20 protein-coding genes and 1 pseudogene are annotated in these 25,023 nt (G+C 67.1%); 9 read left to right on the plus strand and 12 right to left on the minus strand.

What is annotated here, in order from left to right; translation table 11 throughout:
• From ABW137_RS08100 to ABW137_RS08120, 5 genes are all read right to left on the minus strand, one after another.
• Window positions 1–1,314: an NtaA/DmoA family FMN-dependent monooxygenase gene (locus ABW137_RS08100; protein ID WP_526398684.1), complete on the minus strand. Its 1,314-nt coding sequence runs from the start codon at window positions 1,312–1,314 to the stop codon at window positions 1–3.
• Window positions 1,315–2,943 (minus strand): ABC transporter substrate-binding protein, encoded by a 1,629-nt coding sequence (locus tag ABW137_RS08105; protein ID WP_526398686.1) that lies wholly within the window; start codon window positions 2,941–2,943, stop codon window positions 1,315–1,317.
• Window positions 2,944–3,042: 99 nt separating this feature from the next.
• Window positions 3,043–4,734, minus strand: coding sequence for a dipeptide ABC transporter ATP-binding protein (locus tag ABW137_RS08110; protein WP_526398688.1), 1,692 nt, complete (start codon window positions 4,732–4,734; stop codon window positions 3,043–3,045).
• On the minus strand, window positions 4,735–5,598 hold the full coding sequence (locus ABW137_RS08115; protein ID WP_526398690.1) for an ABC transporter permease: 864 nt from the start codon (window positions 5,596–5,598) through the stop codon (window positions 4,735–4,737).
• Complete coding sequence (locus ABW137_RS08120) at window positions 5,595–6,701, minus strand: ABC transporter permease (protein ID WP_526398720.1); 1,107 nt, start codon at window positions 6,699–6,701, stop codon at window positions 5,595–5,597. The genes ABW137_RS08115 and ABW137_RS08120 overlap by 4 nt, the downstream gene beginning before the upstream one ends.
• Before the next feature lie 231 nt (window positions 6,702–6,932).
• Here ABW137_RS08120 and ABW137_RS08125 point away from each other — a divergent pair, with 231 nt between their 5' ends.
• Window positions 6,933–7,616, plus strand: coding sequence for an NADPH-dependent F420 reductase (locus ABW137_RS08125; RefSeq protein ID WP_526398722.1), 684 nt, complete (start codon window positions 6,933–6,935; stop codon window positions 7,614–7,616).
• 29 nt (window positions 7,617–7,645) lie between these two features.
• Here ABW137_RS08125 and ABW137_RS08130 read toward each other — a convergent pair whose 3' ends face one another.
• On the minus strand, window positions 7,646–8,158 hold the full coding sequence (locus ABW137_RS08130; protein ID WP_526398692.1) for a DUF6328 family protein: 513 nt from the start codon (window positions 8,156–8,158) through the stop codon (window positions 7,646–7,648).
• A gap of 203 nt (window positions 8,159–8,361) precedes the next feature.
• On the minus strand, window positions 8,362–9,783 hold the full coding sequence (locus tag ABW137_RS08135) for a DUF2252 domain-containing protein (RefSeq protein WP_526398694.1): 1,422 nt from the start codon (window positions 9,781–9,783) through the stop codon (window positions 8,362–8,364).
• A 57-nt stretch (window positions 9,784–9,840) separates the two neighbouring features.
• Between ABW137_RS08135 and ABW137_RS08140 the strand changes: the two genes are divergently transcribed.
• Window positions 9,841–11,196 carry a carboxylesterase family protein gene (locus ABW137_RS08140; RefSeq protein ID WP_526398696.1) on the plus strand — a complete coding sequence of 452 codons (1,356 nt, stop codon included), beginning with the start codon at window positions 9,841–9,843 and terminating at the stop codon, window positions 11,194–11,196.
• A 13-nt stretch (window positions 11,197–11,209) separates the two neighbouring features.
• Here ABW137_RS08140 and nagA read toward each other — a convergent pair whose 3' ends face one another.
• The 3 genes from nagA to ABW137_RS08155 are packed head-to-tail and all read right to left on the minus strand — an operon-like array spanning window position 11,210 to window position 13,609.
• The gene (nagA, locus tag ABW137_RS08145; protein WP_526398698.1) at window positions 11,210–12,349 is read right to left on the minus strand and encodes an N-acetylglucosamine-6-phosphate deacetylase; all 1,140 of its coding nucleotides are present in this window, start codon (window positions 12,347–12,349) and stop codon (window positions 11,210–11,212) included.
• The gene (gene nagB / locus ABW137_RS08150) at window positions 12,350–13,135 is read right to left on the minus strand and encodes a glucosamine-6-phosphate deaminase (RefSeq protein WP_526398700.1); all 786 of its coding nucleotides are present in this window, start codon (window positions 13,133–13,135) and stop codon (window positions 12,350–12,352) included.
• Window positions 13,136–13,138: 3 nt separating this feature from the next.
• Window positions 13,139–13,609: a PTS sugar transporter subunit IIA gene (locus ABW137_RS08155; protein ID WP_526398702.1), complete on the minus strand. Its 471-nt coding sequence runs from the start codon at window positions 13,607–13,609 to the stop codon at window positions 13,139–13,141.
• A 185-nt stretch (window positions 13,610–13,794) separates the two neighbouring features.
• On the opposite strand from ABW137_RS08155, the gene ABW137_RS08160 reads away from it, so the two are divergent.
• Window positions 13,795–15,390 carry a PTS transporter subunit EIIC gene (locus ABW137_RS08160; protein WP_526398704.1) on the plus strand — a complete coding sequence of 532 codons (1,596 nt, stop codon included), beginning with the start codon at window positions 13,795–13,797 and terminating at the stop codon, window positions 15,388–15,390.
• Here the strand turns inward: ABW137_RS08160 and ABW137_RS08165 are convergent.
• The gene (locus ABW137_RS08165) at window positions 15,374–16,120 is read right to left on the minus strand and encodes an IclR family transcriptional regulator (RefSeq protein ID WP_526398706.1); all 747 of its coding nucleotides are present in this window, start codon (window positions 16,118–16,120) and stop codon (window positions 15,374–15,376) included. The two genes, ABW137_RS08160 and ABW137_RS08165, sit on opposite strands and share 17 nt — an antisense overlap.
• Before the next feature lie 185 nt (window positions 16,121–16,305).
• Between ABW137_RS08165 and ABW137_RS08170 the strand changes: the two genes are divergently transcribed.
• Genes ABW137_RS08170 through ptsP form a run of 4 tightly spaced genes read left to right on the plus strand, consistent with a single transcriptional unit; the run spans window position 16,306 to window position 21,196 of the window.
• Window positions 16,306–17,085 (plus strand): MIP/aquaporin family protein, encoded by a 780-nt coding sequence (locus ABW137_RS08170; protein WP_526398708.1) that lies wholly within the window; start codon window positions 16,306–16,308, stop codon window positions 17,083–17,085.
• 11 nt (window positions 17,086–17,096) lie between these two features.
• Window positions 17,097–18,095, plus strand: coding sequence for a dihydroxyacetone kinase subunit DhaK (dhaK, locus tag ABW137_RS08175; RefSeq protein ID WP_526398710.1), 999 nt, complete (start codon window positions 17,097–17,099; stop codon window positions 18,093–18,095).
• Window positions 18,096–18,737 (plus strand): dihydroxyacetone kinase subunit DhaL, encoded by a 642-nt coding sequence (dhaL, locus tag ABW137_RS08180; protein ID WP_526398712.1) that lies wholly within the window; start codon window positions 18,096–18,098, stop codon window positions 18,735–18,737. It abuts the gene before it with no gap.
• A gap of 2 nt (window positions 18,738–18,739) precedes the next feature.
• A complete protein-coding gene (ptsP, locus tag ABW137_RS08185) occupies window positions 18,740–21,196 on the plus strand; it encodes a phosphoenolpyruvate--protein phosphotransferase (RefSeq protein WP_526398714.1) in 2,457 nt (818 codons plus the stop codon).
• Here the strand turns inward: ptsP and ABW137_RS08190 are convergent.
• Window positions 21,193–23,517 carry a thiamine pyrophosphate-binding protein gene (locus ABW137_RS08190; RefSeq protein ID WP_526398716.1) on the minus strand — a complete coding sequence of 775 codons (2,325 nt, stop codon included), beginning with the start codon at window positions 23,515–23,517 and terminating at the stop codon, window positions 21,193–21,195. The genes ptsP and ABW137_RS08190 overlap by 4 nt on opposite strands.
• 139 nt (window positions 23,518–23,656) lie before the next feature.
• Here ABW137_RS08190 and ABW137_RS08195 point away from each other — a divergent pair, with 139 nt between their 5' ends.
• Both ABW137_RS08195 and ABW137_RS08200 read left to right on the plus strand, forming a co-directional pair.
• A complete protein-coding gene (locus tag ABW137_RS08195) occupies window positions 23,657–24,139 on the plus strand; it encodes an Lrp/AsnC family transcriptional regulator (protein WP_526398724.1) in 483 nt (160 codons plus the stop codon).
• 111 nt (window positions 24,140–24,250) lie between these two features.
• Window positions 24,251–25,023 (plus strand): annotated as a pseudogene (locus tag ABW137_RS08200) (hypothetical protein); the annotation flags it as partial.

Here is a 25,023-nt window from a genome sequence, read left to right on the forward strand (position 1 = left end):
TCACCAGTGCGGGCGTGACAAGCCGAGGTGATCGCGCAGCGTGGTGCCCTCGTACTTGCGTCGAAACAGCCCGCGGCTCTGCAGGATCGGGACCACCTCGTCGACGAACAGCGGCAAACTCTCCTCGATCACGTCGAACATGAGGTTGAAGCCGTCGATCAGGCCAGTGGCGAACCACTGCTCGAAGGTGTCGGCGACGGTTTCCGGCGATCCGACGATGGTGAGATGGCCCGTGCCGTCGCGGAGTAGTTCGCGTAGCGGCTTGCCGGACTCGGCGAGGGACACGATCGAGCGGATGAATCCCTCGGAGTTGACCCTCTTGCGTTCCTCGAGGTCGACGCGGTGCAGCGGAAGCGGCTCGTCCAGATTCAGCTCGGCGGGATTCAGGCCTAGCCTGCCCGCGAGGTATTGCCTGCCGCTGAGTGATCCGTCGATCGCGTCGAGCTCGTCGCGGCGGCGCGCTGCCTCGTCGTCGGTCGACGCGAGAGTCAGCGCAGCCCCGGGAAGCACGATCACCGGCTCCCGTCCGCCCGCACGAGCCGCGGCGAACGCGGCGAGCCGGTGTCGGTAGTCCCTGGCCGCGTCGAGGGTCATCGCGGAGACGAAGACCGCGTCCGCGTGGCGGTTGGCCAGGTCCAGGCCGTCGTCGGAGGCGCCTGCCTGGAAGATCACCGGGATGCCCTGTTCGGACGAAGGAACGGTCGAACCGCCGTGCACCCGGAAGAACTCGCCGTCGTGCGCGGTCTCGACGACCGAGCCCCGCGCCGCGAACACCCCGGCTGACTTGTCGGCGACGATCGCGTCCGGCGTCCAGGTGCGCCAGAGTGCCTGGACCACATCGGCGAACTCCCGCGCCCTGGCGTATCGCTGCGTCTTGTCGGGGATCGAGTCGAGACCGAAGTTGGAGGCGATGCGCGGGTTGTGGTTGGTGACGACGTTCCAGCCCGCGCGCCCGTGTGACACCCGATCCAGGCTCTGGATGGAACGGGCGAGGTTGTAGGGGTGGTGCCACGTGGTCGAGACGGTGGCGACGAGACCCACCGACTCGGTGTGGGCGGCGGCGGCCGTCAGCGCGATCACCGGATCCAGCCGAGCGGCACTCGCATTCGTCTGCCAGTCCGGATCCAACGCCTGCTGATCGGCAAGGAAGAATGCGTCGAACAGTCCGCGCTCGGCCTCTTGCGCCAGCCGCACGTAGAACTCGCCCGTCGCGGTCGATGCCGGGTCGATACCGGGCCGCCGCCACGCCGACCGATAGGTACCTAGCCCGGGAGCGTTGAGCCCGAGGTGCAGTTGCCGACGCGTGCCGGACATTCAGCTCTTCCAGGTGAGATAGAGCCAAGGGTGGCTTTGGGTTTGCGTGAAGCCATGCACGGAAGAGTTGGCCACGAAGGTCTGCGTTCGCTCGGTCAGCGGCAGCACGTACGCCTGATCGAGAACGTACTGCCCGAAGTCCACTGCCGCGCCGTGCCGCTCGGCCTCGTCCTTGGGGGTGCCATAGAGCACCGTCTGAGCCAGGTTTTCGAGCTTCGCGTCCTTGCCATGGAGCTTGAACACGTCGGCACCGTCGGCCCTGACCGCGTTGGCAAGCGACCATGCAGCCTCGTGGTTCACGCTCTGGTAGATCAGGCCGATGTCCGGGCTCTTTGCAGCACTCGGGTAGTCCGCCCAGGAGGCCTGACGGAGCTCCAGCTCGATTCCGACGTTCTTCAGTTGTTGCTGGAGGAACTCGAACGTCGAGGGAGCGCCGACGGTGTACACGTCGATGAGGGCGACCAGCTTGAGCGGCTCACCTTCCGCGTTGTGCCGTATCCCGTCTGGTCCCAGCTTCCAGCCCGCGTGGTCCAGCAGCTCAGCGGCTTTGGCCGCGTCGTACGCGACCTGGTTGCTCTGGTCGACGTAGTCGACGCCGGCGCTCCCGAACAGTCCGGTCGCGGCCTTGTAGTTGGGGGCGTAGACGGTGTCGATGAGCTTCTGCTTGTCAACGGCCAAGGTGAGCGCCTTGCGTACGTTCACGTCGTCCAAGAACGGGGCACTGCTGCGCAGGACCAGCACGTAGGTTCCCTGATCGCCGTACGACTGCGTGATGACCTGCAGGCCTTCGGCTTCGGCGGCCTGCTGCGAACTGGGGTCGATGTAGTGGATCAGATCGCCTTGCTGCGACTCCAGGCTGCCAAGTCGAACGCTGTCTTCGGTGACCCCGACGGTGGTGAACCCGTCCAGGTAGGCCTCGCCCTGGTTGGACACGCCTTCCGGCGCCCATGCGTAACCCTCCCGCCGTGCGAGGTTGACCTCGTCCAACGTCCCGTCCTCGATCACGAACGGACCACTGCCGACGAGGTTGGTCGCAACGTTCTGGCCCTTGGCATCGAGGCCGAAATACGACGACGAGACCAATCCCGACGCCGTTGCGTCACTCAGCACCGTCAGGAAGTACGCGAAAGGCTTCTTCAGCTTGATCGTGACGGTCTTCGCGGCGTTGTCCGCGGTGATCGTGTCGACCTCCGGCCATGACGCGTGCTTGACGTTGCCCAAGGCATCCCCGAACGCCCTGAACTCGAAGTTCTTCTTCACGTTCTCGGCGTCCAGCGGACTTCCGTCGCTGTAGGTCACGCCGTCACGGAGCACGAAGGTGTGGGTGAGGCCGTCGTCGCTGACGGTCCAGGACTTGGCAATCCACGGCTTGATGGTCGTGCCGTCCGGGTCTCGCCACACGAGACGGTCGAACACGTTGTTGGCGATGGGCTGGGCCTGATACCAGTTCAGATCAGACAGCAGGAAGGACTTGAGCGGCTGGTAGTCCAGGTACGTCAGATGTCCTCCCCGCTGTGGCTCCCCACCCGAGGTCGGCGAGCCGCCATCACCACCGCTGGCGCAGCCCGCGAGGAGCAGAACGCCGGCGGCGAGTGCTGCCACGGTCGTTCGCAAGAGCCGTCTTGGCACGGTATGAATCCCTTCTGGTTGCGTTCGAGCGCAACTGCCTTCTTGAGAGTGGACGTGAGAGTGGATGTGAGAGTGAATGGTGTTGGGAGGAAGGTCTTCTCAGCTCCCCGCTGCATATTCCAGGACGGTCCGCGCAGCCCCGTGGTGCCGCTCAACCCTTTCGCCAGGAATGGACTCCAGGAGCTTGACCGTGTACGGGTCCGTCGGCGATGCGAAGAGATCCCCGGTGGTCTTCGACTCGATCAGACGCCCCTGGTTCAGCACCGAGACGTAGGTCGCGACCTGCCTGACCAGGCCGAGGTCGTGCGAGATGAAGACGTAGGTGAGCTGCTTGGCCTCTTGCAGGCTCAACAGCAGCTCGACGATTCGCGCCTGTACCGTCACGTCGAGCGCCGAGGTCGGCTCGTCCAACACCAGGATGCGCGGCGAGAGTGCCAGCGCCCTGGCAATGGCTACGCGCTGCCGTTGGCCGCCAGAGATCTCCGCAGGCTTCCTGGGGAGGAACTCGCCGGAGAGGCCAACTTGATCCAACACTTGCAGGACCACGTCGCGTCGTTCCGCGCGTTCGTGTAGGCCGTGGATGTCCAGAGGTTCGCGGACGAGCTGCTCCACGGTGTATCGCGGGTCCAACGCGGCGAGCGCGTTCTGGTATACGAGCTGGAGCTGTCGCGCGTTGGGGTTGGTGTCCGAGGGATGGGCTGGGAGGCGGCGCCCGAAGACGTCGACTTCCCCTGCGCTGAAATCAACCAGCCCGGCGAGGATCCGCGCCAAAGTAGTCTTCCCGGAACCCGATTCACCAACAACCGCGTGGATGGTCCCCTCATGGATCGTCAAGCTGAGGTCGTCGACGGCGGGCGCACTCGCATCCGCCCGGCCATTTCGATTGGGGTACACCTTGGTCAGGTTGCGAATCTCGATGACAGCGTTCGCCGTGCCTGGCCTTGCGCGCTCGGCTCGACGGGTCGCGTTCGATGCGAGCCCAGGCGCATCCGCGATGAGCTGCTGGGTGTAGGCCGCCCGAGGACGACGAAGCACCTCGGGCGTCGAACCCGCCTCCTCGATCTGGCCGTCGTTGAGGACGACCACCGAGTCGCTACGGTCATGCGCCAGACCGAGATCGTGAGTGATGAGCAGAACCCCGAGCCGGAGTTCTGCCTGGAGCTCGTCGATCAGGTCGAGGATGACCGACTGCACCGTCACGTCGAGAGCCGAGGTGGGCTCGTCGGCGATGAGCACCTCGGGATTGCCGGCGATCGCGGCCGCGATCAGCACACGTTGAAGCTGACCCCCGGAGAGCTCGTGTGGATACGAGTCGGCCTTGGTGCGGGCGTCCCGGATACCAACGCGATCCAGCAGTGCAATGGCGTCACCCTCGGCCTGGTGACGACCGATCCCACGATGCAACGAAAGGGACCGGGCGACAAGCGTTCCCACCTTCTTCAGCGGATCCAGCGACCCGAGCGGGTCCTGGGGGATGTACGCGAGCAGCCGACCCCGGCGGGCGCGCCATGCCCGCTGACCGAGTCCTACGACGGAGGTGCCGTCCAGCGTCGCATCACCCGACACGATGCGACCGTTCGGAGGGAGCAGACCCGCGACCGCTTGGGCGATGGTGCTCTTCCCAGAGCCTGATTGCCCGACCAGCGTCACGGTCTGGCCGGCAGCGACGGAGAAGGTGGCGTCGTGGACCACCGTATCGAACTCGCGGGAGCGACGGCGCTGGTAGCCGACGCTCAAGGCGTTGACGTTCAACAGCATTCGAGGCTCACCGGGCGCGGTTGCAGAGACCATCTAGCCGACCCTTCTGCGGACGAACTGGCTGATTCGGCTGATCGCCAGCACCGAGAAGACGATCGCTGCTGCCGGGTAGATCAGCAATCCGGGGGACGCGATGATGTACTTCCTTCCCTCGGAGACCAGCCGACCCCACTCCGGTTCAGGCGGCGGCGCCCCGAACCCGAGATAGCTGAGGGCCGCAATCCACAGGATCGCCGAACCGAACTGCAGTGCCGACAGCGCGAGCACCGATCCGTACGAGTTCGGGAGCACGTGGCGGGCCAGCACCCTGACACGGCCAGCTCCAAGATGCCCGGCAGCCTCCACGAACTGAAGATTCCGCACCGTGAGCACTTCCGATCGCATCAGCCGGGTGAACGTCGCAATGCTTGCCACGCCGACCGCGACGGCGGCACTGAACTGCCCGAAGCCGAGAGCCACGACCACCACCATCGAGAGCAACAGACCAGGAATGGACAGCAGGACGTCGACGATCCGACCGATGATCGTGTCCGTGACACGGCCGAAGTACGCACCCAGCAGGCCAAGCACGATGCCGGCGGCCAAGCCAATGGACACGGCGATCAGGGAGCCGGACAACGTACGACTGGTGCCGTAGACGATTCGCGAATACAGATCACGGCCCAGGTAGTCGGTCCCCAGCCAGTACTCGTGGGACGCGGGGAGGAACGATTTGCCCACCTCGTCAAGTGGCCCGTGGCTGGTGGCAAGGCCGGGGACGAGCACGAAGACGAGCAGACAGAACACCCAGCCGAAGGCCAGCACGTCACCGGGGCGGACGTCTCGAATGGCGTTGCGCCACTTGCTCCCTTGCGGGCTTACGGCTTCGATTGTCGACGCATCCAGGCTGTCGGTCATTTGGAGCTCTTGTCCACTCGTGGATCGATCAACGGATACCCCAGGTCGGTTATGAGATTGATCGTCGTGAAGATCGCCCCGACCAAGACCGTCACGAACAGCACGACCGGGCTGTCCTGGTACGTGACCGCCTGCTCGGTCTCCCATCCGATGCCCCTGCGGTTGAAGATGATCTCGGTGATGACCGACCCGGCGAGAAGCTCGGCCGCCGTCAAACCGAGCAAGGTCACGGCGGGAATCGCGGCGTTCTTGAGAATGTGTCCACCGACGATCCGCGGCGTCGAATTGCCCTGAGCCCGCAAGGTTGCGACGAACGGTGCGCGGGACGACTTCTCCAGCCCCTGGATGAGCACCTGGGCGATGGGCGCGCAGACTGCGATCGCCAACGTCAGCGCAGGCAACACCAAGGATCTGAGGCCTTCGTCTCGGATGCTCGACACCCAACCGAGTTGGAACGAGAAGAAGTACAGGAAGAGCAATCCCGTCACGAAGGTCGGCACGGAAAGGAAGAACCCCGGGAGCGCGTGGAAGAACGACCGGACCGCCTGTCCGGGCGCGAACACGGCTACCAGCGCGATGGCGGTGGATAGCACCAGTGAGATGACGAACGCGAGCAGCGAGAGCTGAAGCGTGGAGGGAAAGGCGTGGAGAACCATCTGATCGACGGGCAGGCCGGTTCGCAGCGAGTATCCGAAATCGCCATCGAAGATTCGTCCGGTGTAGGCGATGAACTGCTCGAACAGACTCTTGTCCAGCCCGTAGTAGGCCAGCAGTTTTTGGGCCTCGTCGTGCGGCAGCGGACTGTCGGGGTTCTCGATCCTCGACCGAATCGGGTCGCCGGGCAGCACGTACAGCACCACGAACACCAAGACGTAGGTGAGCACGATGACGAGGAGCGCCTGGAACGTGCGACGCACGACGAAGCCCGAGTCCACTCTCGACAGTGGTCCCCTGCCGTTGCGCGACGAGCGGGTGATACGGCGGCCTTGGTCGACACGAGGTCGCTCGACCTGCGCGATGGCACCACCCATGGCCAGCACGGGAGCCGAGGTAATCCCGACCTGCGGGGTGTCGTGATCCAACGGGTGCACGCCCACGATCATCGAGGTCACGACCGCCAGAACTCAGGGCTTCGATCTACGGAATCGTGGTAGCTGTCCTTAACGTTCGCCGCGGGATTGACTGCCGACGTGCCGACAGCGAGTGCCCGCCACGTACATGCCGTTCACGTGCATGCCGGTCGTGCTGAGCTGCAGTTGATTTCACCATCGCCTGATACTGGTGCGGAATAGGGCCTCGTGTGTCCGGCGTTGGTCCTTGGGAGTGGACCGAGCATACGGAGGCGTTGCATGAGGGTTGGAATCATCGGGGCAGGTCAGATCGGCGGGACGCTGACGCGTCGGCTGCGCGAGCTCGGTCACGAGGTGAACGTGTCGAACTCGCGTTCTCCGGAGACGCTTGCTGACCTTGCGAACGAAACCGGTGCGACGGCGGTATGGGCGAATAATGCGGCGGTTGATGCGGACCTCGTGATCGTGAGCATTCCGCAGAAGAACGTTCCCGCCCTCGCCGACGGAATCGTCGCTGCGCGGAAGCCGGGCGCCCCGGTCATCGAGACCAACAACTACTACCCGCAGCAGCGCGACGGTGAGATTGCGGCAATCGAAGACGGTCAGCTCGAGAGTGCGTGGGTCGCCGAGCAGATCGACGCACCGGTATACAAGGTGTTCAACGGAATTTGGTGGAAGCATCTGCTTGAAAACGGACGGCCCAGCGGCGCATCCAACCGCATCGCACTCCCGATCGCCGGCGAGGACGGGCCGGGCCGGGCACTGGTCCACGACATCGTCGACCAACTCGGATTCGAGCCCGTCGACGCCGGTCCAATTTCCGAGTCGTGGCGGCAACAGCCCGGAACACCGGTGTACGGCAAGGACTTCAACGCGGACGATACCCTCAAGGCACTTGCCGAGGCGTCTCCCGAACGCACACCCGAGTGGTCCGCACGCACGGTTTGAGCTGGTGTGGTGGATCGATGTTAGCCGACTCAGCCGTGGGGAGGTTCGGTTCTGCTGCGCTGCCATAGCGGCAGCGCCGCCCAGAAGCAGGTGAGGGCGAGTCCCGCGCAGATCCCAGCTGCCCAGGACGCCGGACGTCCCGCGACGACGTCGAAGACGACCACCACGACTCCGGTCAGCGCAGCGCCGAGCAGCGCCACCCCCGCCATCGCACACCGATGCGCCGAGGCCACCAAGGTGGGCAGGCGATGCCGTCGGAACATCACCCGGTGCATTGCGACGGGTGCGATCAGCAGGACCGTCGACCCGACCGACGCAGCGACGGTCAGCAGGTACACGGTGCGCATGGTGGCGTCCAAGTCCAGGAAGCGCTGCTGGAATGGCAGCGTCAACAGGAAGCCGGTGAGGATCTGACCGCCGGTCTGTGCGACGCGGAGCTCCTGCAGCAGACTGGCCCAATTGCGGTCCAGCCGTTCGATTTCGGTCTCGTCGCGAGCCTCGCGATCCCACTGCTGATCACCACGGGGATCGTCGACGTCCATATCCACGATGGTGACAGAATCCAATGGATTCGGATACGAAAAGGGGGCACCCGCCCACGAGGTGCCCCCTTTGGCTCATCGGGCCGCGCCAGTTCGTTTCGTCCCGATCATTCAAACACGTTGGGACGAGGCTTGATTCCACGTGTGAGACGATTCAGCCAATCGACAGCAACTCACCGGCCGACACCCAAGGGGCGGCTTGCCTAGATCCCCCGTTCGACCGGCAACAGCCCGCGATCGACGGCGGCGACCATGGTGGCGTGGTCGGCCTCGGTCTGGTCGGCGTAGTGCCTCGCGAACGTGCCGAGCGCCCGGTCCACCTTGTCGGAACCGCCCATGTAGCCGGCGATCATCGACGCGCCGCTGGTCCTGGCGTGGCCCTTGGCCAGGAGCTGGCCGACCACGCCCGCGTAGTCGGCCAGCGCTGAGGCGTCGATCGCGTCGAGCGGGATGCGGCCCTTCATGTTCCGGAACTGCCGCACGTAGTACTGCAGGCCGTCCATGGTGGTCCAGCCGAGCAGGGGATCGCTCACGGTCTGCAGCGACTGCTGGTACTCCACCACCCGCTGCCCCTGATGGGCGTGCCAGGCCGACTCGCCGTGAACGTGGCGCGCCAGTACCGACCGCCGAGCCTGCTTGAGTTGCAGGAAGACGACGTCCTCGGCCGAGGACCCCTCCAGCAGCGCCACGTAGGCGCGTAATCCGACGCTACCGACCCCGACCACCTTGTGCGCGACGTCGAGAAGCGTGTACCCGCCGAGCACCCGCCGCCAGTAGGGGGGCAACGTGTCCAGGTACGCGTCGAGCGCCTCTGCGAGCGACTCCGCCTCCTGCGCGGTCGGCCGGGTGATCAGCGGTGGTTCCTCGACGATCTTCCGCACGCCGTCGACCTCGTGGGTGAAGCGGGGCAGCGCTCGGTCGCCCGTGCGGTGCCGCGCGCGCTTCGCGGATCGCGCGACCTCTTCCTGGAGGGGACCCGCCGACTCGGCCGCCAACCGGTCCACGTCAAGGCGCACGAAGGACCGGGTGAAGAGCGGGAGGTCAGCCAGCCTGCGTAGCTCGTGACGGTAGGACGCGACGCAGGACTGCACGGCGTCACCGCAGTGGCCCTCGGAGGTGCCGTTGTGGCGGCCCGCGACCCAGATGCTGGCGGCCAGCCGGCGCAGATCCCACTCCCAGCCACCGGGGTGCGCCTCATCGAAGTCGTTGAGGTCGATCACCAGGTCCTGCTCGGGTGACGCGTAGAACCCGAAGTTGCCGAAGTGCGAGTCTCCGCACACGACGGGAGTGATGCCCGTCGACGGCAGTCGGGCCACGTCCTCCGCCATCACGACGGCACTACCGCGCAGAAACCCGTAGGGCGAATCGATCATGCGGCCCACCCGGATGGGGATCAGGCGGTCGACCCTCCCCCGGTGGCTGGCGTTGATCAGGTCGACGGGGTCGGGCCGATCCGACGGCGCCGTCCAGCTGGCCAGGGAACTGCGGGGCACCCGCTTGCGCAGGCTCTTCCCGAGGGCGTAGCGCTCGGCACGGGTCACCGGTCGCTGTCGCAGCGACCGGTAGGACCCGCCGTCGACCTCGGCGAGAACTACGTGTCCGCTCGTCATCGCGGTGCCGTCCATGTGTGGCGATGTTACGACCGCGCCGCCGATGCGCCAGAGGAACCCATAATGTCAGTCGTGGCCATCGACCAAGACGACGTGCTGGACCTGCCCGGCTGCCGGGTCCGGGTCCGGCGAGACGGCCCGCTGATCCGGGCGCTCGGCCTTCGCTATGCCACCGCGCGCCGCTTCGAGCCGTGCCGACCGGTATCCGACGGATCGATCTCCGGAGGTGCCGTCACCGACGCGACCGAACGCGGAGCGATGTGCCCGCAGCCGCCGTCCCGACTCGAGTTCGTCGTCGGGTCACTCCTCGGCGAGCTCACGGCGGACGAGGATTGCCTGACGCTTGCCATCGTCGCTCCGGTCCCCGACGGCGAATCCAGGCCGGTGATGGTCTACTTCCACGGCGGCGCCTACGTCACGGGCAGCGGCCAGGCACCGGCCTACGACATGTCGGCCATGGCACTCGAGGGCGACGTCGTCACCGTCACCGTCAACTACCGGCTCGGTATCCTCGGGTACCTCGGGATCGACGAGGTGGCACCGGCCAACCTCGGCCTGCTCGACCAGATTTCCGCGCTGCGATGGATTCGGGACAACATCGCCGGCTTCGGCGGAGACCCCGCCAACGTCACCGCGTTCGGTCAGTCCGCAGGCGCCGATTCGGTGTCCTACCTGATGATCGCCGACGGCGCCGAGAATCTGATCCGACGGGCGATCCTGCAGAGCGCGCCCCTCGGCGTGCAACGCAACCGCACCGAGATGAGCACCGCGATGGCCGCCGCCGCACGTGATGCGCTCGGCCCCGACGCGGCCACCGCCAGCGTCGAGGACCTGTTGGCCGCGCAGACAGCGGCCGCCTTGGCGGCCACGGCATTCGGCGCGTTGGCGCAGATGCCGTTCGGGCCGCAGACCGGTCACCATCCGCTGCCCGCCGACGACCAGGTCGAGGCACGCCGCAGCGAGGTCGCACGTCGCCTACCGATCATGATCGGTATCACCGCCGAGGACGCCCTGCCGTTCCTCAAGCTCAGTCCGCGGGTGGCGCCGCTTCTCGGAGCGCCGATGGTCGGATCCGTTGCGACCCGGCCCTTGGCCCGGCTGGTGACCCAGCGCTTGTTCGGCCGTCCTGCAACGGCATTCGCCAGGCACCACCGGCGTAGCGGTGGCCACGCAATGACCTACCAGTTCGACTGGCGACCTACGGGCAGTCCCTTCGGGGCGTGCCACTGCATCGAGCTGCCCTTCCTGCTGGGTTCCTATCGCGACTGGGCGCAGTCGCCGATGCTCGGCACCGGGTCCGAATCCGCCATCGCCACGTACGGTCCTCCGATGCGGCAACTCTGGTACGAGTTCGCCCGCGGCATGTTCGACGAGGCGGACGCACACGTCGAGCTGCCCGGCGCGTTGCGGCCCGTCGAACCAGACTGACCTATCGGCAATTTCAGGGCTCGACGATCCACTGCCCTTGGCGCATGACGCCTTTCACGGACAGTTCGGGACCGAGCACCACCAGGTCGGCGCGGGTGCCGGGCACCAGGCCGGCATCGGCCATTCCCAGCGCCCGAGCCGGGTTGATCGAGGCTTGGCGGACGGCGACCATCAACGCCTCGTCAGGCGGCACCCCGCCGTGCTCGACGGCGAACCCGAACACCCGGTCCATGGTGGCGGTGCTGCCCGCGATCGTATCGCTGCCCGCCACCCGGGCCACACCGTCGACGACGTCGACCGCAAGGGGACCGAGGTGATAGACCCCGTCGGCCATGCCAGTGGCTGCCATCGCATCGGTCACCAACGACACCCGGTCCGGTCCCGCATTGCGAGTGGCGTGCCGATAGATGGCGGGGGCCACGTGTACCCCATCGGTGATCAATTCGACTGTCACCCTTGGATCTTCGAGGAGCGCGACGATGGGCCCCGGCTCGCGGTGGTTGATCGGGCGCATCGCGTTGAACAGATGGGTGGCCACCGTCGCACCCGCGTCGATCGCCGCCCACGTCTGCTCATAGCTCGCCTCGGTGTGACCGACGGCGACCACCACGCCCGCCTCGACGAACTGCGTGATCGCCGCGAGAGCGCCGTCGCGTTCGGGCGCGATGGTCACCATTCTGATGGTTCCGTCACCCGCTTCGAGCACGCGGTCGATCTCGGCGTGGTCGGGGTCGCGCATCAGGTCGGACTGGTGAGCGCCACACCGCTTCGTGGACAGCCAGGGGCCTTCGAGGTGGATGCCGTCGAGCCTGCCTGCTCGGACGTCGTCGGCCAATCCGCGCACCTGGCGCAGCAATTCGTTCGGGCCTGCGGTGACCAGTGACGCCACCAGCGACGTCGACCCGTGCCTGCGGTGGAGGTCGACGGCGGTGGCCGTCTCGGCGTCGGTTGCGGCGGTGAAGTTCGCTCCGCCGCCACCGTGCAGGTGGGTGTCGACGAAACCGGGCACCACGGTGGCCGCACCGAGATCGCGGTCCGCCTGCCGGGGCGGCAGACCACCGCCGACGGCATGCACCAGACCGTCGGACACCTCGATCCACCCGGGGCGCAACAGTTCTGCGCCCGTGAGCAGGGTGTCAGCGGTCAACAACACTCAGATGCCCTGCCAGTCCGGCTTGGCGCGGTAGGTCTCTCGGTAGTAGTCGACGAGCTGCAGGCGCCGCGCGGCGCCGTCGTCGAGTAGCACCGTCACGTGGGGGTGGTGCTGCAGGATGGTCGCAGGCCACATGGCGCTCACCGGGCCCTCCACCAACTGATGCACGGCTTCGGCCTTGCTCCGCCCGGTCGCGACCAGGACCACGTGGCGGGCCTCCATGATGGTGGCCAATCCCTGGGTCAGGCAGTGGGTGGGCACCGAGTCGACGTCGTCGTCGAAGAAACGGGCGTTGTCGATCCGCGTCTGCCTGGTCAGCGTCTTGATGCGGGTTCGCGATGCCAGCGAGGACCCCGGCTCGTTGAAGGCAATGTGCCCGTCGGTGCCGATCCCAAGGATCTGCAGGTCGACGCCACCCGCTTCGCGGATGGCCGCCTCGAAGGCCATGCAGGCCGCGGGGATGTCGGCGGCGCCACCGTCAGGACCCTGCACCGCCCCCGGCGCGAAGTCGACGCGCGAGACGAACACCGTGTCGATGACGTTGCGGTACCGCTCCGGATGATCGGCTGGCAGCCCGACGTACTCGTCGAGGGTGAAGCCGCGGGCCTGCGCGAACGAGAGGAGCCCCTCGCCGCACCGTGCGGCCAGCTCGTCGTAGATCGCGAGTGGGGACGAACCCGTCGCAAGACCAAGGACCGCAGCCGGCTTTCGGGTCAGCAGGGCGCCGATCGCATCGGCAGCGGTCCCGCCGATCTCCTTGGCATCGCTGAGGACGACGACTTCCATCGCCTACTTCCTCGCGGTGAAAAGGTCTGCTCCGGAGGAGATTTCCGCGCCCTCCAACACCGCTTCGGAGGGCACCACGTTGTCGGCTTCCCGCTCGTCCATCACCACCACCGGCACGATCGGATTGAGCCCCTTCGCCGCCACGGCGGGAACGTCATAGGTGATGATGACCTGCCCCGCACTGACGTCGTCGCCCTGGTTGACGTGCGTGACGAACCCCTCGCCGTTCAGCGCGACGGTGTCAAGACCGAGGTGGACGAGGACGCCGACGTTGTCCGGGGTCATGATGACGTACGCGTGGGGCATCAGCCTCAGCAGCTTTCCACTGACCGGGGCGACGGCGTCGACGACGCCCCGCGGTGGGTCGATGGCAGCGCCGTAGCCCACCATGCCCTGGGAGAACACTGGGTCTGGAACGTCCTGGAGGGGAACCGCGCGGCCTGCAACCGGGGCGAGGACTTGCGTCGTGCTCACTGGCGGTGACTCCCTACTCGTTGTGCTGCGTGAATTATCTGCTACGTGAATGCGCTTCTGTCCGATGGGTCCGACCAACAATACGAGCGTGCCCGCAACAGGGTCTCGAGTTCACCGGTTCTCGTCTAAGCTTCCGCACACGTTAGGCGGCGGTCGACGGTTGCGGAGAAGGAGAGCACTCTGACATGACTGAGACAACGGAACCTGCAGGGGCGCAAAGGAAGTCGGGCATGAGAATACCGGGCTTCGCGCAGTTGCAACGATTGGGCAAGAGCCTCATGCTGCCCATCGCGGTGCTGCCCGCGGCGGGAATCCTTCTGCGCCTCGGCCAGGACGATCTGCTCGGCAGGATCAAGGCTCCGGTCATCGGTCCGTTCTTCCAGGCCATGAGCGCCGCGGGCGACGCCATTTTCAGCAACCTTCCGCTGTTGTTCGCCGTCGGCGTCGCCATCGGTTTCGCCAGGAAGGCGGACGGTTCGACGGCGCTGGCCGCCGTCGTCGGCTACCTCGTCGTGCAGGCCGTGTTCAAGTCGATGTCGCCGATCGTCTTGGCGGGTGAGGTGGACAAGGCGGGCGAACAGGCCCAGATCAACTACAGCGTGTTCGCCGGAATCGTGGTCGGCCTACTCACCGCATGGCTGTTCGACCGGTATCACACCATCAAGTTGCCTGCCTATCTCGGCTTCTTCGGCGGTCGCCGGTTCGTCCCGATCGTGGTGTCGCTGGCCTGCCTGTTCCTAGCGTTCGTGATGAGCTACCTCTATCCACTCTTCGACGCCGGGTTGACCGGGCTCGGCCAGTTCATCGGCGGGTCGGGAGCAATCGGAGCGTTCATCTACGGGTTCGCCAACCGCATGCTGATCCCGCTCGGTCTGCATCACATCGTGAATTCGTTCGTCTGGTTCATCTACGGCGACTATCAGGGCCCCGACGGCGCCGTCGTCACCGGTGAGCTCACTCGGTTCGCGGCCGGGGACCCGTCGGCCGGGCTGCTCACCTCGGGCTTCTACCCGATCCTGATGTTCGGTCTGCCCGCCGCCGCCCTGGCGATGATCCACGTCGCCAACAAGAAGCAGCGCAAGGTGGCCGTTGGCATCCTGTCGGCGGCTGCGCTGACCGCGTTCCTGACCGGGGTGACCGAACCGCTCGAGTTCGCATTCATGTTCGTCGCGTTCCCGCTGTACGTGATCCATGCGGTACTGACTGGGCTATCCCTGGCGATCGCCTACCTGCTCGACATCCACCTGGGCTTCTCGTTCTCCGCGGGGCTCATCGACCTACTGCTTTACGGCACCGCGCCCGCGGCGAAGAACATTCCGCTGCTCATCGGCATGGGCGTCGTGTTCTTCATCGTCTACTATCTGCTGTTCCGGTTCGCGATCACGAGGTGGAACATGCGCACGCCGGGACGGGAGCCGGAGAGCGAGTTCGACGCCGAGCAGACGGCGAACCTCGGCGAGGGCTCGGACGCGGCCACCGCCGTGACCCCTGGCGCAGGCGGGTCCGGTACCGCTACCGACACCGTGGCCGCGCCCACCGCCGTCGCGTCCGACAGCACGGCCGAGCAACTGATCGCCGCATTCGGCGGTCGGGCCAACCTGGTCAACGTCGATGCCTGCATCACGCGACTGCGCATGGAGGTCGCCGACCCAGGCAAGGTCGATCAGGCTCGGCTGAAGAGTCTCGGTGCTGCGGGCGTCATCGAGGTCGGCAACAGCGTGCAGGCCGTGTTCGGTACGCAGGCCGAGGCGTTGAAGAACGACATCATCGACGTTCTCTAGGCGGCCAGATGGGGGCACCGAGCTCACGGGACACCGTGCGTGCGGTGTCGCGCAACGCGTCGACCGCGTCGGAATCCAGGGGCCACCGTCCTGCGGGCACCACCAGCCCGATGGCTCCCGCCGGTTCGCCAGATGAATCGAACACCGGTGCGGCGGCTGCACATTCACCGAGCACCGCTTCCTCGGCCTCGGTGGCGATGCCGGTGGTCCTGATCTGCTTGAGCTGAGCGGCGAGCACGGCAGGATCGGTGATGGTCTCCCCCGTCATGCTCCGTAGTTCGCCCTGCTCCTGCTCGGGAGTGAACGCCAACAACGCCTTGCCGAGCGCGCTGGCGTGGGCCGGAATCACGATGCCGACCTCGGGCATTTGCCGCGTGCCGTCGGGCCTCGGCTCGTGGGCCACCACGACGATCTCGTCGAACAGCAGCACCGCGGTGCGCACCGCGCAGCCGGTTCGGCGCGCCAGCCCCTCGGCCCAGATGGCGACTCTGGATCGCAACTCGAGCGTGTCGAGGTAGACGTTGCCCATGCGCAGGGTGGCAGGCCCGAGACGGTAACGGCCCGAATCGATTTCCTGTTGCACCATGCCGTGGGCCAGGAGGGTTCGGATCAGGCCGTGCACCGTCGAGGGGGCCAAGTCGATCGTCGTCGCTATCTCGCCGAGACTCATCCGACGGCCACCCTGCAGCACCGTGAGGATGCGTAGGGCCCGATCGACCGCCTGGATCACTCCGCACCGCCCTTCTTGCCGCGAAAAGTTCATCCTTGTGCGCCTCGAAGCATAAGCGTATGGTCCAGATCACATTCGATAATGCCGAATGTGATGCGAGATAGTCGATCAAACGACGACACAATTCGCAGATACCTCCACAACGACGGACCCCCGGCCCGCGCGAATCTCAAGGGAGAGCCAGCATGGACGAACCTTCGATCATTCAGAAACTCGCCGCCGAGGCCATCGGCACCGCGTTCCTGGTGTTCATCGGCGTGGGAGCAGTGCCCGCAACGATGATCGTGAACGGCGACGCCCCGTTCACGATGGCCGATCTGGGCATGATCTCGTTCGCGTTCGCCACCATCGTGGTGGCCACCGTCTACGCGCTCGGGCACATCTCGGGCAACCACATCAACCCCGCCGTCACGCTGGGCCTGGCCGTGACCGGCAAGTTCCCGTGGTCGCAGGTGCCCGCCTACATGGCAGCTCAGATCGTGGGCGCCATCGCAGGTGCGGGTGCCATCCTCGGCGTGCTCGGCTCCGCCGCGAGCGACGTCGGACTCGGCGTTGCCACCTACGCCGACGGCGTCGCGGCGCCCCAGGCGTTCTTCGCCGAATTCGTCGGTACCTTCATCCTCGTGTTCACCGTCTTCGGGGTGATCCACCGCAAGGCCTCGGTCGGATTCGCCGGGGTGGCAATCGGTCTGGTGGTGTTCGCCGCGATCATCCCCGTGGCCCCGACGACCGGCGCCTCCATCAATCCCGCGCGTACCTTCGGCCCCATGCTGGTGCAGCAGTTGGCAGGCGGTTCGGTGAAGTGGGAGCAACTGCCGGTCTACGTGGGCGCCGAGTTGCTGGCAGGCGTCACGGCCGCGCTGCTCTACGTCGCCATCTCCAAGACCCGCGCCGACACGGCGGGCACACTGACATCCGAGCCCAACGCCGCAACCGCACCGTCGCCCACCACCACCGCAGCTTGAGGAGAAGCACCGTGAAGAAGCTGATCAACGATCCCGCCGACGTCGTCTCGGAGGCATTGCGGGGCATGGCAATTGCGCATCCAGAACTGAGAATCGACCACCTCAACAAGATCATCTACCGCGGCGACACCCCCGTCACGGACAAGGTGGGGCTGATCTCCGGTGGGGGTTCGGGACACGAGCCGCTGCACGGCGGTTTCGTCGGAGCGGGCATGCTCGACGCGGCTTGCGCTGGCGAGATCTTCACCTCCCCGGTGCCCGATCAGATGCTGGAGGCCACGAAGAACGTCGACGGCGGCGCGGGCGTGCTGCACATCGTCAAGAACTACACCGGCGACGTGATGAACTTCGAGATGGCGGCCGAACTCGCTGCCGCCGAGGGCATCACCGTGGAGTCGGTGATCGTCGACGACGACGTTGCCGTCCAGGACAGCACCTACACGGCGGGTCGCCGCGGAGTGGGAGCCACCGTGCTCGTCGAAAAGCTGGCGGGCGCGGCTGCCGACCAGGGTCGCAGCCTGGCCGACGTCGCGGGCGTCGCCCGCCGGGTCAACGCGGCCGCCCGAAGCATGGGCGTGGCGCTCACGTCCTGCACGGTGCCCGCCGTCGGGCACCCGACGTTCGACCTCCCCGAGGGCGAGCTGGAAATGGGAATCGGCATCCACGGTGAGCCGGGCCGTGAGCGGTTGGCGCTGGCGCCCGCGCGCGAAGTCGCCGAGATGATGCTCGAACCCATCCTGTCCGATCTCGACTTCACCGGCACCGACGGAGCCATCCTCTTCGTCAACGGCATGGGCGCCACGCCGTTGATCGAGCTCTACGTCATGTATGCGGAAGTCGCTGCGATCCTGGACAAATCGGGAGTGAACATCGCCCGGTCGCTCGTCGGGCCCTTCATCACCAGCCTCGACATGGCCGGCTGCTCGGTGACCTTGTTGCACGCCGACGACGAACTCCTTCGACTCTGGGATCACCCCGTGAACACCCCGGCGCTGCGGAAGGGATGCTGAATGGCCGACCACACGATCGACGTCACCTTCTTGAACGACTGGCTGCACGAATTCGCGCGCTTGATCGCGGCGAACGCGCAGTTCCTCACCGACCTCGACGCCGCCGTGGGCGATGCCGATCACGGCATCAACATGGACCGGGGCATGACGGCGGTCGTCGCCGCGCTCGACGACGCCGTGCCAGACGATCCCGCCGCGCTGTGCAAGAAGGTCGGGATGACGCTGGTGAGCTCCGTCGGCGGAGCGAGCGGCCCGCTGTACGGCACCTTCTTCCTACGCATGGCAACGCCGTTGGGCACCGAGGCCGCCGTGAACCCAGCCACGTTCGCCGCAGCGCTGCGCGCAGGCGTCGACGGTGTGGTCCAGCGCGGCCGCGCCGAGGCGGGCGACAAGACGATGTTCGACGCGCTGGCACCCGCCCTGGACGCACTCGATGGCGCCATCGGCGCGGGCGCCGGCCTCGCACCTGCCCTGGACGAGGCCGCGGTTGCCGCCGAGAAGGGCAGGGACGCCACGGAATCCATGATCGCCAGGAAGGGAAGGGCGAGCTATCTTGGGCAGCGCAGCGTCGGCCACCAGGACCCCGGCGCCACGTCCGCCGCGATGCTGATCACGGCCGCAGCAACAGTGGCAGGCAGCTGACCGTGAATGCCTCCCTCGTCGGACTCGTCGTCGTGTCCCACAGCCGCGCCTTGGCGCGGGCCGCAGTGGCACTCGCACAGGAGATGGTGCACGGCAAGCAGATCAAGATCACGGTGGCCGCCGGCCTGGACGACACCACCTTCGGCACCGATGCCACGCAGATCGTCGAAGCCATCACGGCAGCCGACCAGGGCGCCGGGGTCGTGGTGCTGATGGACCTCGGCAGCGCGGTGCTCTCCGCCGAACTGGCCCTCGAGCTGATCGACGACGACCTCCGTCAGCGGGTCGTGCTGTGCCCCGCACCGCTGGTCGAGGGATTGGTCGTCGCCGCCGTCGCTGCGGCGAGCGGCGCCGACGTCGCCGAGGTCGTCGCCGAAGCGGGTGGTGCCCTGGCGGGCAAGGTCAGCCAGTTGGGCCCCGTCCTTGCGGATGCCCCTAGCAGCGACGGCGCACCCCTCGGTGATGAGCTGATGGGCAGCTTCGTCGTCGCCAACCCACATGGGCTGCACGCGCGGCCCGCCGCCCGATTGGTCCAGGAGGTGCGTCGACGGGATGCTCGGGCCCTGCTCCGCAATGCCACCAGGCAGTCGGAATGGGTTGGCGCAAGCAGCCTTTCGAAGATTGCCACCCTCGGCGTGCAATGCGGCGACGAGGTGGAGGTCCGGGTTTCTGGCAGTCAGGCAGCCGAGACCCTCGACCACGTCCTCGCCCTGGCCGCGCGCAACTTCGATGAATCCACCACCGCCACCAGTCCACCGGTGCCGACCCCCGTCGCGAACCCAACGCCGATCGGCGCCGCCCCCGGACTCGGCATCGGACCCGCCCGGTCGGCGCGGACCGGATTGATCGCCATCCCCGACACGCCCGCCGAGACCCCCGCGGTGGAGTGGCGACGGCTCGGCAAGGCCATCGCAACCGTCCGACGCGACATCAGTCAGTTGCGGACCCGCACGTCGCGTGAGGTCGGTGACGCCGAGGCAGCGATCTTCGATGCCCACCTCCTGTTCCTCGACGACACCGAACTGCTCGACGACGTCCGCCGTCGGATCGACGCGGACGCCTCGGCACCCATGGCATGGTCGGCGGCAGTCACCGCATTGGCCGCCGAGTTCACCGCGCTGGCCGACCCGTACCTGCGAGCCAGGGCCGAAGACGTCACCGCCGTGGGCGATCAGGTGCTACGGGCCATGCTCGGGTCGCACCGACGCGGTGGAGCTGCGTCGGCCGAACCCGGCGGCGTGCTCATCGCGGCCGACCTCACCCCGGCCGAAGCGGCAGAACTCGACGCCGCCGAGGTCGTCGCGGTCCTGCTGGCGTTCGGAAGCCCACACGCACACAACGTGATCCTTCTGCGCGCCAAGGGAATTCCCACGATCGTCGGCGCCGGCGCGGCGATCCTCGACGTCGTGGACGGCACCACGGTCGCGGTGGACGGCGGCACCGGTGAGTTCGTCGTCGACCCGCCGGAGCAGGTCCAGCGACGGATCCGCGACAAGGTCGCAGCATGGGCGCACAGGCAGAGCCAGGCCCGGACCAACGCAGGCCAGCCCGCAAGGACCCGCGACGGCCTGCTCATCCCGGTCGGGGCGAACGTCGGCTCGGTCGACGACGCCAGGGCAGGTGCGAGCAACGGAGCCGATCACGCGGGTCTGGTGCGGACCGAGTTCTTGTTCCTGGACCGCGCAGACGCCCCCGACGTCGAGGAGCAGGTCGCGGTGTACCGCAAGATCGCGGAGTCCCTCGATGGCCGACGCGTCACGCTGCGCACCCTCGACGTGGGCGGCGACAAACCGTTGGAGTTTCAACCGACACCCGCCGAAGTCAACCCGTTCCTCGGCGTCCGCGGGATTCGTCTGTCGCTGGCGCATCGCGGATTGTTGGCCGACCAGCTTCTCGCGATGGCGCTGGTGGCCCACCAGACCCCGGTGAGCATCATGTTCCCCATGGTGAGCACGCTGGACGAATTGCTCGCTGCACGAGGGATGCTCGACGAGGCGATCGGACGAACGGGACGCGCCCGGCCGCGTGATCTCGAGGTCGGCATGATGGTCGAGGTACCCGCCGCCGCGCTCAAGGCAGCGGCGTTCGCCCCCCACGTCGACTTCTTCAGCATCGGAACCAACGACCTCACGCAGTACGCGCTCGCCGCCGACCGCAACAACGACGCCGTCGCCGCGATCGGTGACACCTTCGATCCTGGCCTGCTGAGGCTCATTGCCGCCACCTGCGAAGGTGCGGCCCGACGGGCATCCGTCTCGGTGTGCGGGGAGTTCGCCGCCGACGAGCGCGCCGTCGCGCTACTCATCGGCCTTGGCGTGCAATCGTTGTCGGTGACACCGCCAGCGATACCCGTCGCCAAGGAGGCCGTGCGGGCGGTGGACTGCGGTGAGGCGGCCAGCCTCGCCTCGGCGGCGCTGCTGGCCGACAGCGCCAACGCCGTACGTGCGCTGCTCGCCTAGCCGGTCAGGTCCAGCGCAGCGCGGACGATGCTGTCGGTGTCGATGCCGTGGTAGCGATACACCGCCTCCAACGAGCCCACCTGACCGAACCTGCTGACGCCCAGGGCCTTTGCAGGCACCCGGTTGACGTTGGCGAGGAACGCCAGGGTGTGCGGATGCCCGTCGAGGACGGTCACCATGGGTGCGGCGCGCTCGGCGGGGAAGATCTGGTCGATGATCCACGACGACGCATCACCGAGACCGCTGCGGCCCTGCATGGCGTCGAACAACAGCCCGGGACTCGTCACGCACACCACTTCCGCGTCAATCCCGATCTGCGCCAGTCGGTCTGCTGCCTCGATGGCTTCGGTGATCATCGCTCCCATCCCGACGATGGACACGGCGGGCTTCGGGCAGGACCGCAGCGTGTACGCGCCTGCCACGACGTGACGGCGGCGCCGCTCCCTGGCTGCCGGATCGGTGGGGAGGTCCGCGAGTTCCTGCCGCACCGGCCGCGTGGAGAGCCGCAGGTACGACGACCCACCGTCGGGCCGCCCGAGCTGCGAGATACAGTGCAGCAGAGTCCATTCCACCTCAACGGCAAAGGCAGGCTCGTAGCTGGTGCAGCCCGGTTGTTCGAGTCCGATGGAGGGGGTCTTGATGGACTGGTGTGCTCCGCCCTCGGCGGCCAGCGTCACCCCGGCGGGGGTGCCGACGAGGATCGACTGCCCGCCGGCGTAGATGCCGTAGGACCAGGGTTCAAGGGCCCGCTCGACGAACGGGTCGTACAGCACGCCAATCGGCAGCAGGGGCTGGCCCCACCGGCTCCACGTCGCGCCGAGTTCACCGATCAGGCCGACCAGGTTGGTCTCGGCGATGCCGAGTTCCATGTGCTGGCCGGTGGGACGTTCACGCCAATGCATGATCGTCTCGGCGTCGTCGTCGAACCAGTCGCGACGCTCGGTCGGTGACCACACTCCCACCTTGTTGAGCCAGCCTGCGAGGTTGGTGCTTGAACTGACGTCGGGGCTGACGGTGATGACGCGGCGCGCGACGTCGGGCGCCTCTCGCGTGAGATCCAGCAGAGTCCGGCCCAGCGCCGTCTGAGTGGTCGAGACCGCCGGTGGGGTACGGCCGATGTCGACCGGCACCGACGGCGGCGCAATCGACTTCTGCGGGTCCCTGGCCAGTCGTTCGGCGGCTCGACGGCACACCTCCCCCGCTGCGGTCTCGGAGCCGAACCGGCTGAATGGCTGGTCGGCGTCCTGCCCCAAAGTCGTTGCGAGTTGCGTGAATTGCTCCACCGTGAGCAGTGAAGAGTGATTCTGCGGATGCCCCTGCGTCGGCAAGCCGTAACCCTTGATGGTGTAGGCAATGATGACGGTCGGCCTGGTGTCGTCGATTTGCGCGTACGCCTCGCGCAGCGCCCCCATGTCGTGTCCGCCGAGGTTGCTGATGGCGGCGAGGAGGGTCGCATCGTCCAGGTCGGCGATCAGCGCGCTGACTTCGGCCGCACCGTCCCCGTCGCCGGGCAGACGCGTGCGCACCTCGTCTGCGCTGCACCGCAACAGCCGTTGATACTCCGGGTTGGGCATGTCGAGGATGCGGGATTGCAGGTGCTCACCACCCGGCCGCCCGAACAGCTCCTCGAGCAGCTTGCCGAACTTGACGGCGATCACCTGCCAGCCCGCGGCGGAGAACATGTCCTGCAGGCGCCCGGCCGCGATGTTGGGCACCACGCGGTCCAGCGACTGCCGGTTCATGTCGATGATCCAGACGATCTCGCCCAACTCGGCCACCGACGGGTCCAGAATGGCCTCCCACACCGCTCCCTCGTCGAGCTCGGCGTCGCCGACCAACGAGTACTGCCGCCCGGTGCCGACGCCACCGAAGGTCGACTCGATATAGCGGCGCGCGAAGGCGCCCCAGATCGGAGCGGTCGCACCGATGCCCACCGATCCCGTCGAGTAGTCCACCGGATCGGGGTCCTTCGAGCGGCTTGGATAGCTCTGCAGGCCGCCGAACTGCCGCAGCGTCGTCAGATACTTCTCGTCCAGTGAACCCAACAGGTAGTTGATGGCGTGCAGCACGGGGGACGCGTGTGGCTTGACCGACACGCGGTCGGTGGCCCGGAGCTGCTCGAAGTAGAGCGAGGTCATGATCGACACCATCGACGCGCACGACGCCTGGTGGCCACCGACCTTGAGCCCGTCGGGATTGGGCCGAACCCGGTTGGCGTGATGAATCATCGCCGTCGATAGCCACAGCACGCGCGAGGCAATGGCGTCGAGGGCGGGCGCATCGGCGATGGCCGCGGTGCCGTCGGGGTGAAGGGCCGTCATCTCAGCTCCTAGTACGGAAGACTCTGTGCAATAGTGCACGTCGAGTGCAGCACTGATGATAGAAATGCGCAATCGCCTGACGTGGGGCGTGGCAGAATGCGTGAATTCGACCGATGTCAACGCTTGAAGGGTGGTCACATTGCCAACCAGGGACACCGCCGACGCCTTGGACGCCAAGTTGCTGCTCGCGCTGCGCCGTGACCCACGAGCGGCGACCATCGCCCTGGCCGACGAGGTCGGGGTATCCCGCAACACCGTCCAGGCGCGGCTCGCCAAGTGGACGCAATCTCGTGCACTGGCCACGTACGACCGGTGCATCAACCCCACCTTCCTCGGGTATCCGATGCGTGCATTCGTCAGAACCCGGGTCAGGCAACGGCTGCTCGCCGAGGTGTCGGCGGCACTGGCCGAGGTGCCCGAGGTCGTCGAGGTGCTAGGGCTGAGCGGCGGCGCGGACCTGCTCGTGCAGGTCGTCGCCAGGGATGCCGACGATCTCTATCGGATCGCAGGTCAAATCCTCGAGATCCGAGGCGTCCGCCAGACCAACACCTCACTGGTGATGCGAGAGTTGGTCGACTACCGGCTGGCGCAGCTGCTCGAGACGGACTCTGCGATGCGGTGACGTGCGCGAACTGAGCGCACACTCGGCACCCGAAACTAGCCCTGTGGGCCGGCGGGCCTGTCAGGATTGACCCGCGCGCGCGGAATTCACGTGCCGACGTGAGGGGTGTGCATGGAACAGCTGTCCGCCTGGGTGAGTGCCAGCCTCGTCACGGCAGGCGTCTCGGCGGCGTTGCTCGCCGGCGCCGGCGCGGCCGGGGCGGACACCGGAGCCGACTCGGATCCCGGCGCCACCACGTCGCCTTCGGGTGCCGAGGGTCCGGCAGGGGCCGGGTCACGGGACTCGGCATCGACGGGCGCCGAACCCAAGAAGGACGCCGAACCCGGGAAGGACGCCGAACCCAAGAAGGACGTCACCGCCGAGAAGGATGCCGAACCCGCGGAGGACGTTCGCGCTGACGGGGACGTCGAGACGGATCACCCGTCCGACGAACCGGGATCGGTACCGGACAGCGAGTCGACGGTGGCTCCCGGGGGGACGGCCGATGCCGACATCGTCGCGGCCGCCCCGCCTGCCGAACCAGATCCGAAGGGTCATGCGATCAGCCCGCGGTCGACGATCGCCGAAGCCGTCACCGAAGCCGTCGCCGTAGCCGTAGCCGAAGCAGTGCCCGCGATCGAACCCGCCGAGCCAGCACCCGGCCGTGACACGGTCACCGCGTCCGAGCGCGTCGTCGACTCGATGCCGACGGATCCGGTCGCCATCGACCCCTACGCCATCGACACCTACGTCGACACCTACGTGACCGTCTCCGATGAGCCGACCCCTCAGCCCGTCGACTTGGCCGCCTTCTCGGCACGGGCCGTGCCCCCGACGAGCCTCGTCGAACCGCCCGCGCCCGCCGCGACGCCGACGCTTCCCCCCGTGTTGGCCTTCGTCGCGTC

It is taken from the genome of Mycobacterium sp. (genome assembly GCF_040509115.1).
GTDB lineage: Bacteria > Actinomycetota > Actinomycetes > Mycobacteriales > Mycobacteriaceae > Mycobacterium.

Excerpts from the sequence above, each read along its gene's own strand:
- ABW137_RS08110 (WP_526398688.1), bottom strand. The coding sequence starts at position 4,734 with ATGGTCTCTGCAACCGCGCCCGGTGAGCCTCGAATGCTGTTGAACGTC.
- ABW137_RS08100 (WP_526398684.1), bottom strand. The coding sequence starts at position 1,314 with ATGTCCGGCACGCGTCGGCAACTGCACCTCGGGCTCAACGCTCCCGGG.
- ABW137_RS08115 (WP_526398690.1), bottom strand. The coding sequence starts at position 5,598 with ATGACCGACAGCCTGGATGCGTCGACAATCGAAGCCGTAAGCCCGCAA.
- ABW137_RS08190 (WP_526398716.1), bottom strand. The coding sequence starts at position 23,517 with ATGACGGCCCTTCACCCCGACGGCACCGCGGCCATCGCCGATGCGCCC.
- ABW137_RS08130 (WP_526398692.1), bottom strand. The coding sequence starts at position 8,158 with ATGGACGTCGACGATCCCCGTGGTGATCAGCAGTGGGATCGCGAGGCT.
- ABW137_RS08120 (WP_526398720.1), bottom strand. The coding sequence starts at position 6,701 with ATGATCGTGGGCGTGCACCCGTTGGATCACGACACCCCGCAGGTCGGG.
- ABW137_RS08135 (WP_526398694.1), bottom strand. The coding sequence starts at position 9,783 with ATGGACGGCACCGCGATGACGAGCGGACACGTAGTTCTCGCCGAGGTC.
- nagB (WP_526398700.1), bottom strand. The coding sequence starts at position 13,135 with ATGGAAGTCGTCGTCCTCAGCGATGCCAAGGAGATCGGCGGGACCGCT.
- ABW137_RS08170 (WP_526398708.1), top strand. The coding sequence starts at position 16,306 with ATGGACGAACCTTCGATCATTCAGAAACTCGCCGCCGAGGCCATCGGC.
- ABW137_RS08160 (WP_526398704.1), top strand. The coding sequence starts at position 13,795 with ATGACTGAGACAACGGAACCTGCAGGGGCGCAAAGGAAGTCGGGCATG.
- dhaL (WP_526398712.1), top strand. The coding sequence starts at position 18,096 with ATGGCCGACCACACGATCGACGTCACCTTCTTGAACGACTGGCTGCAC.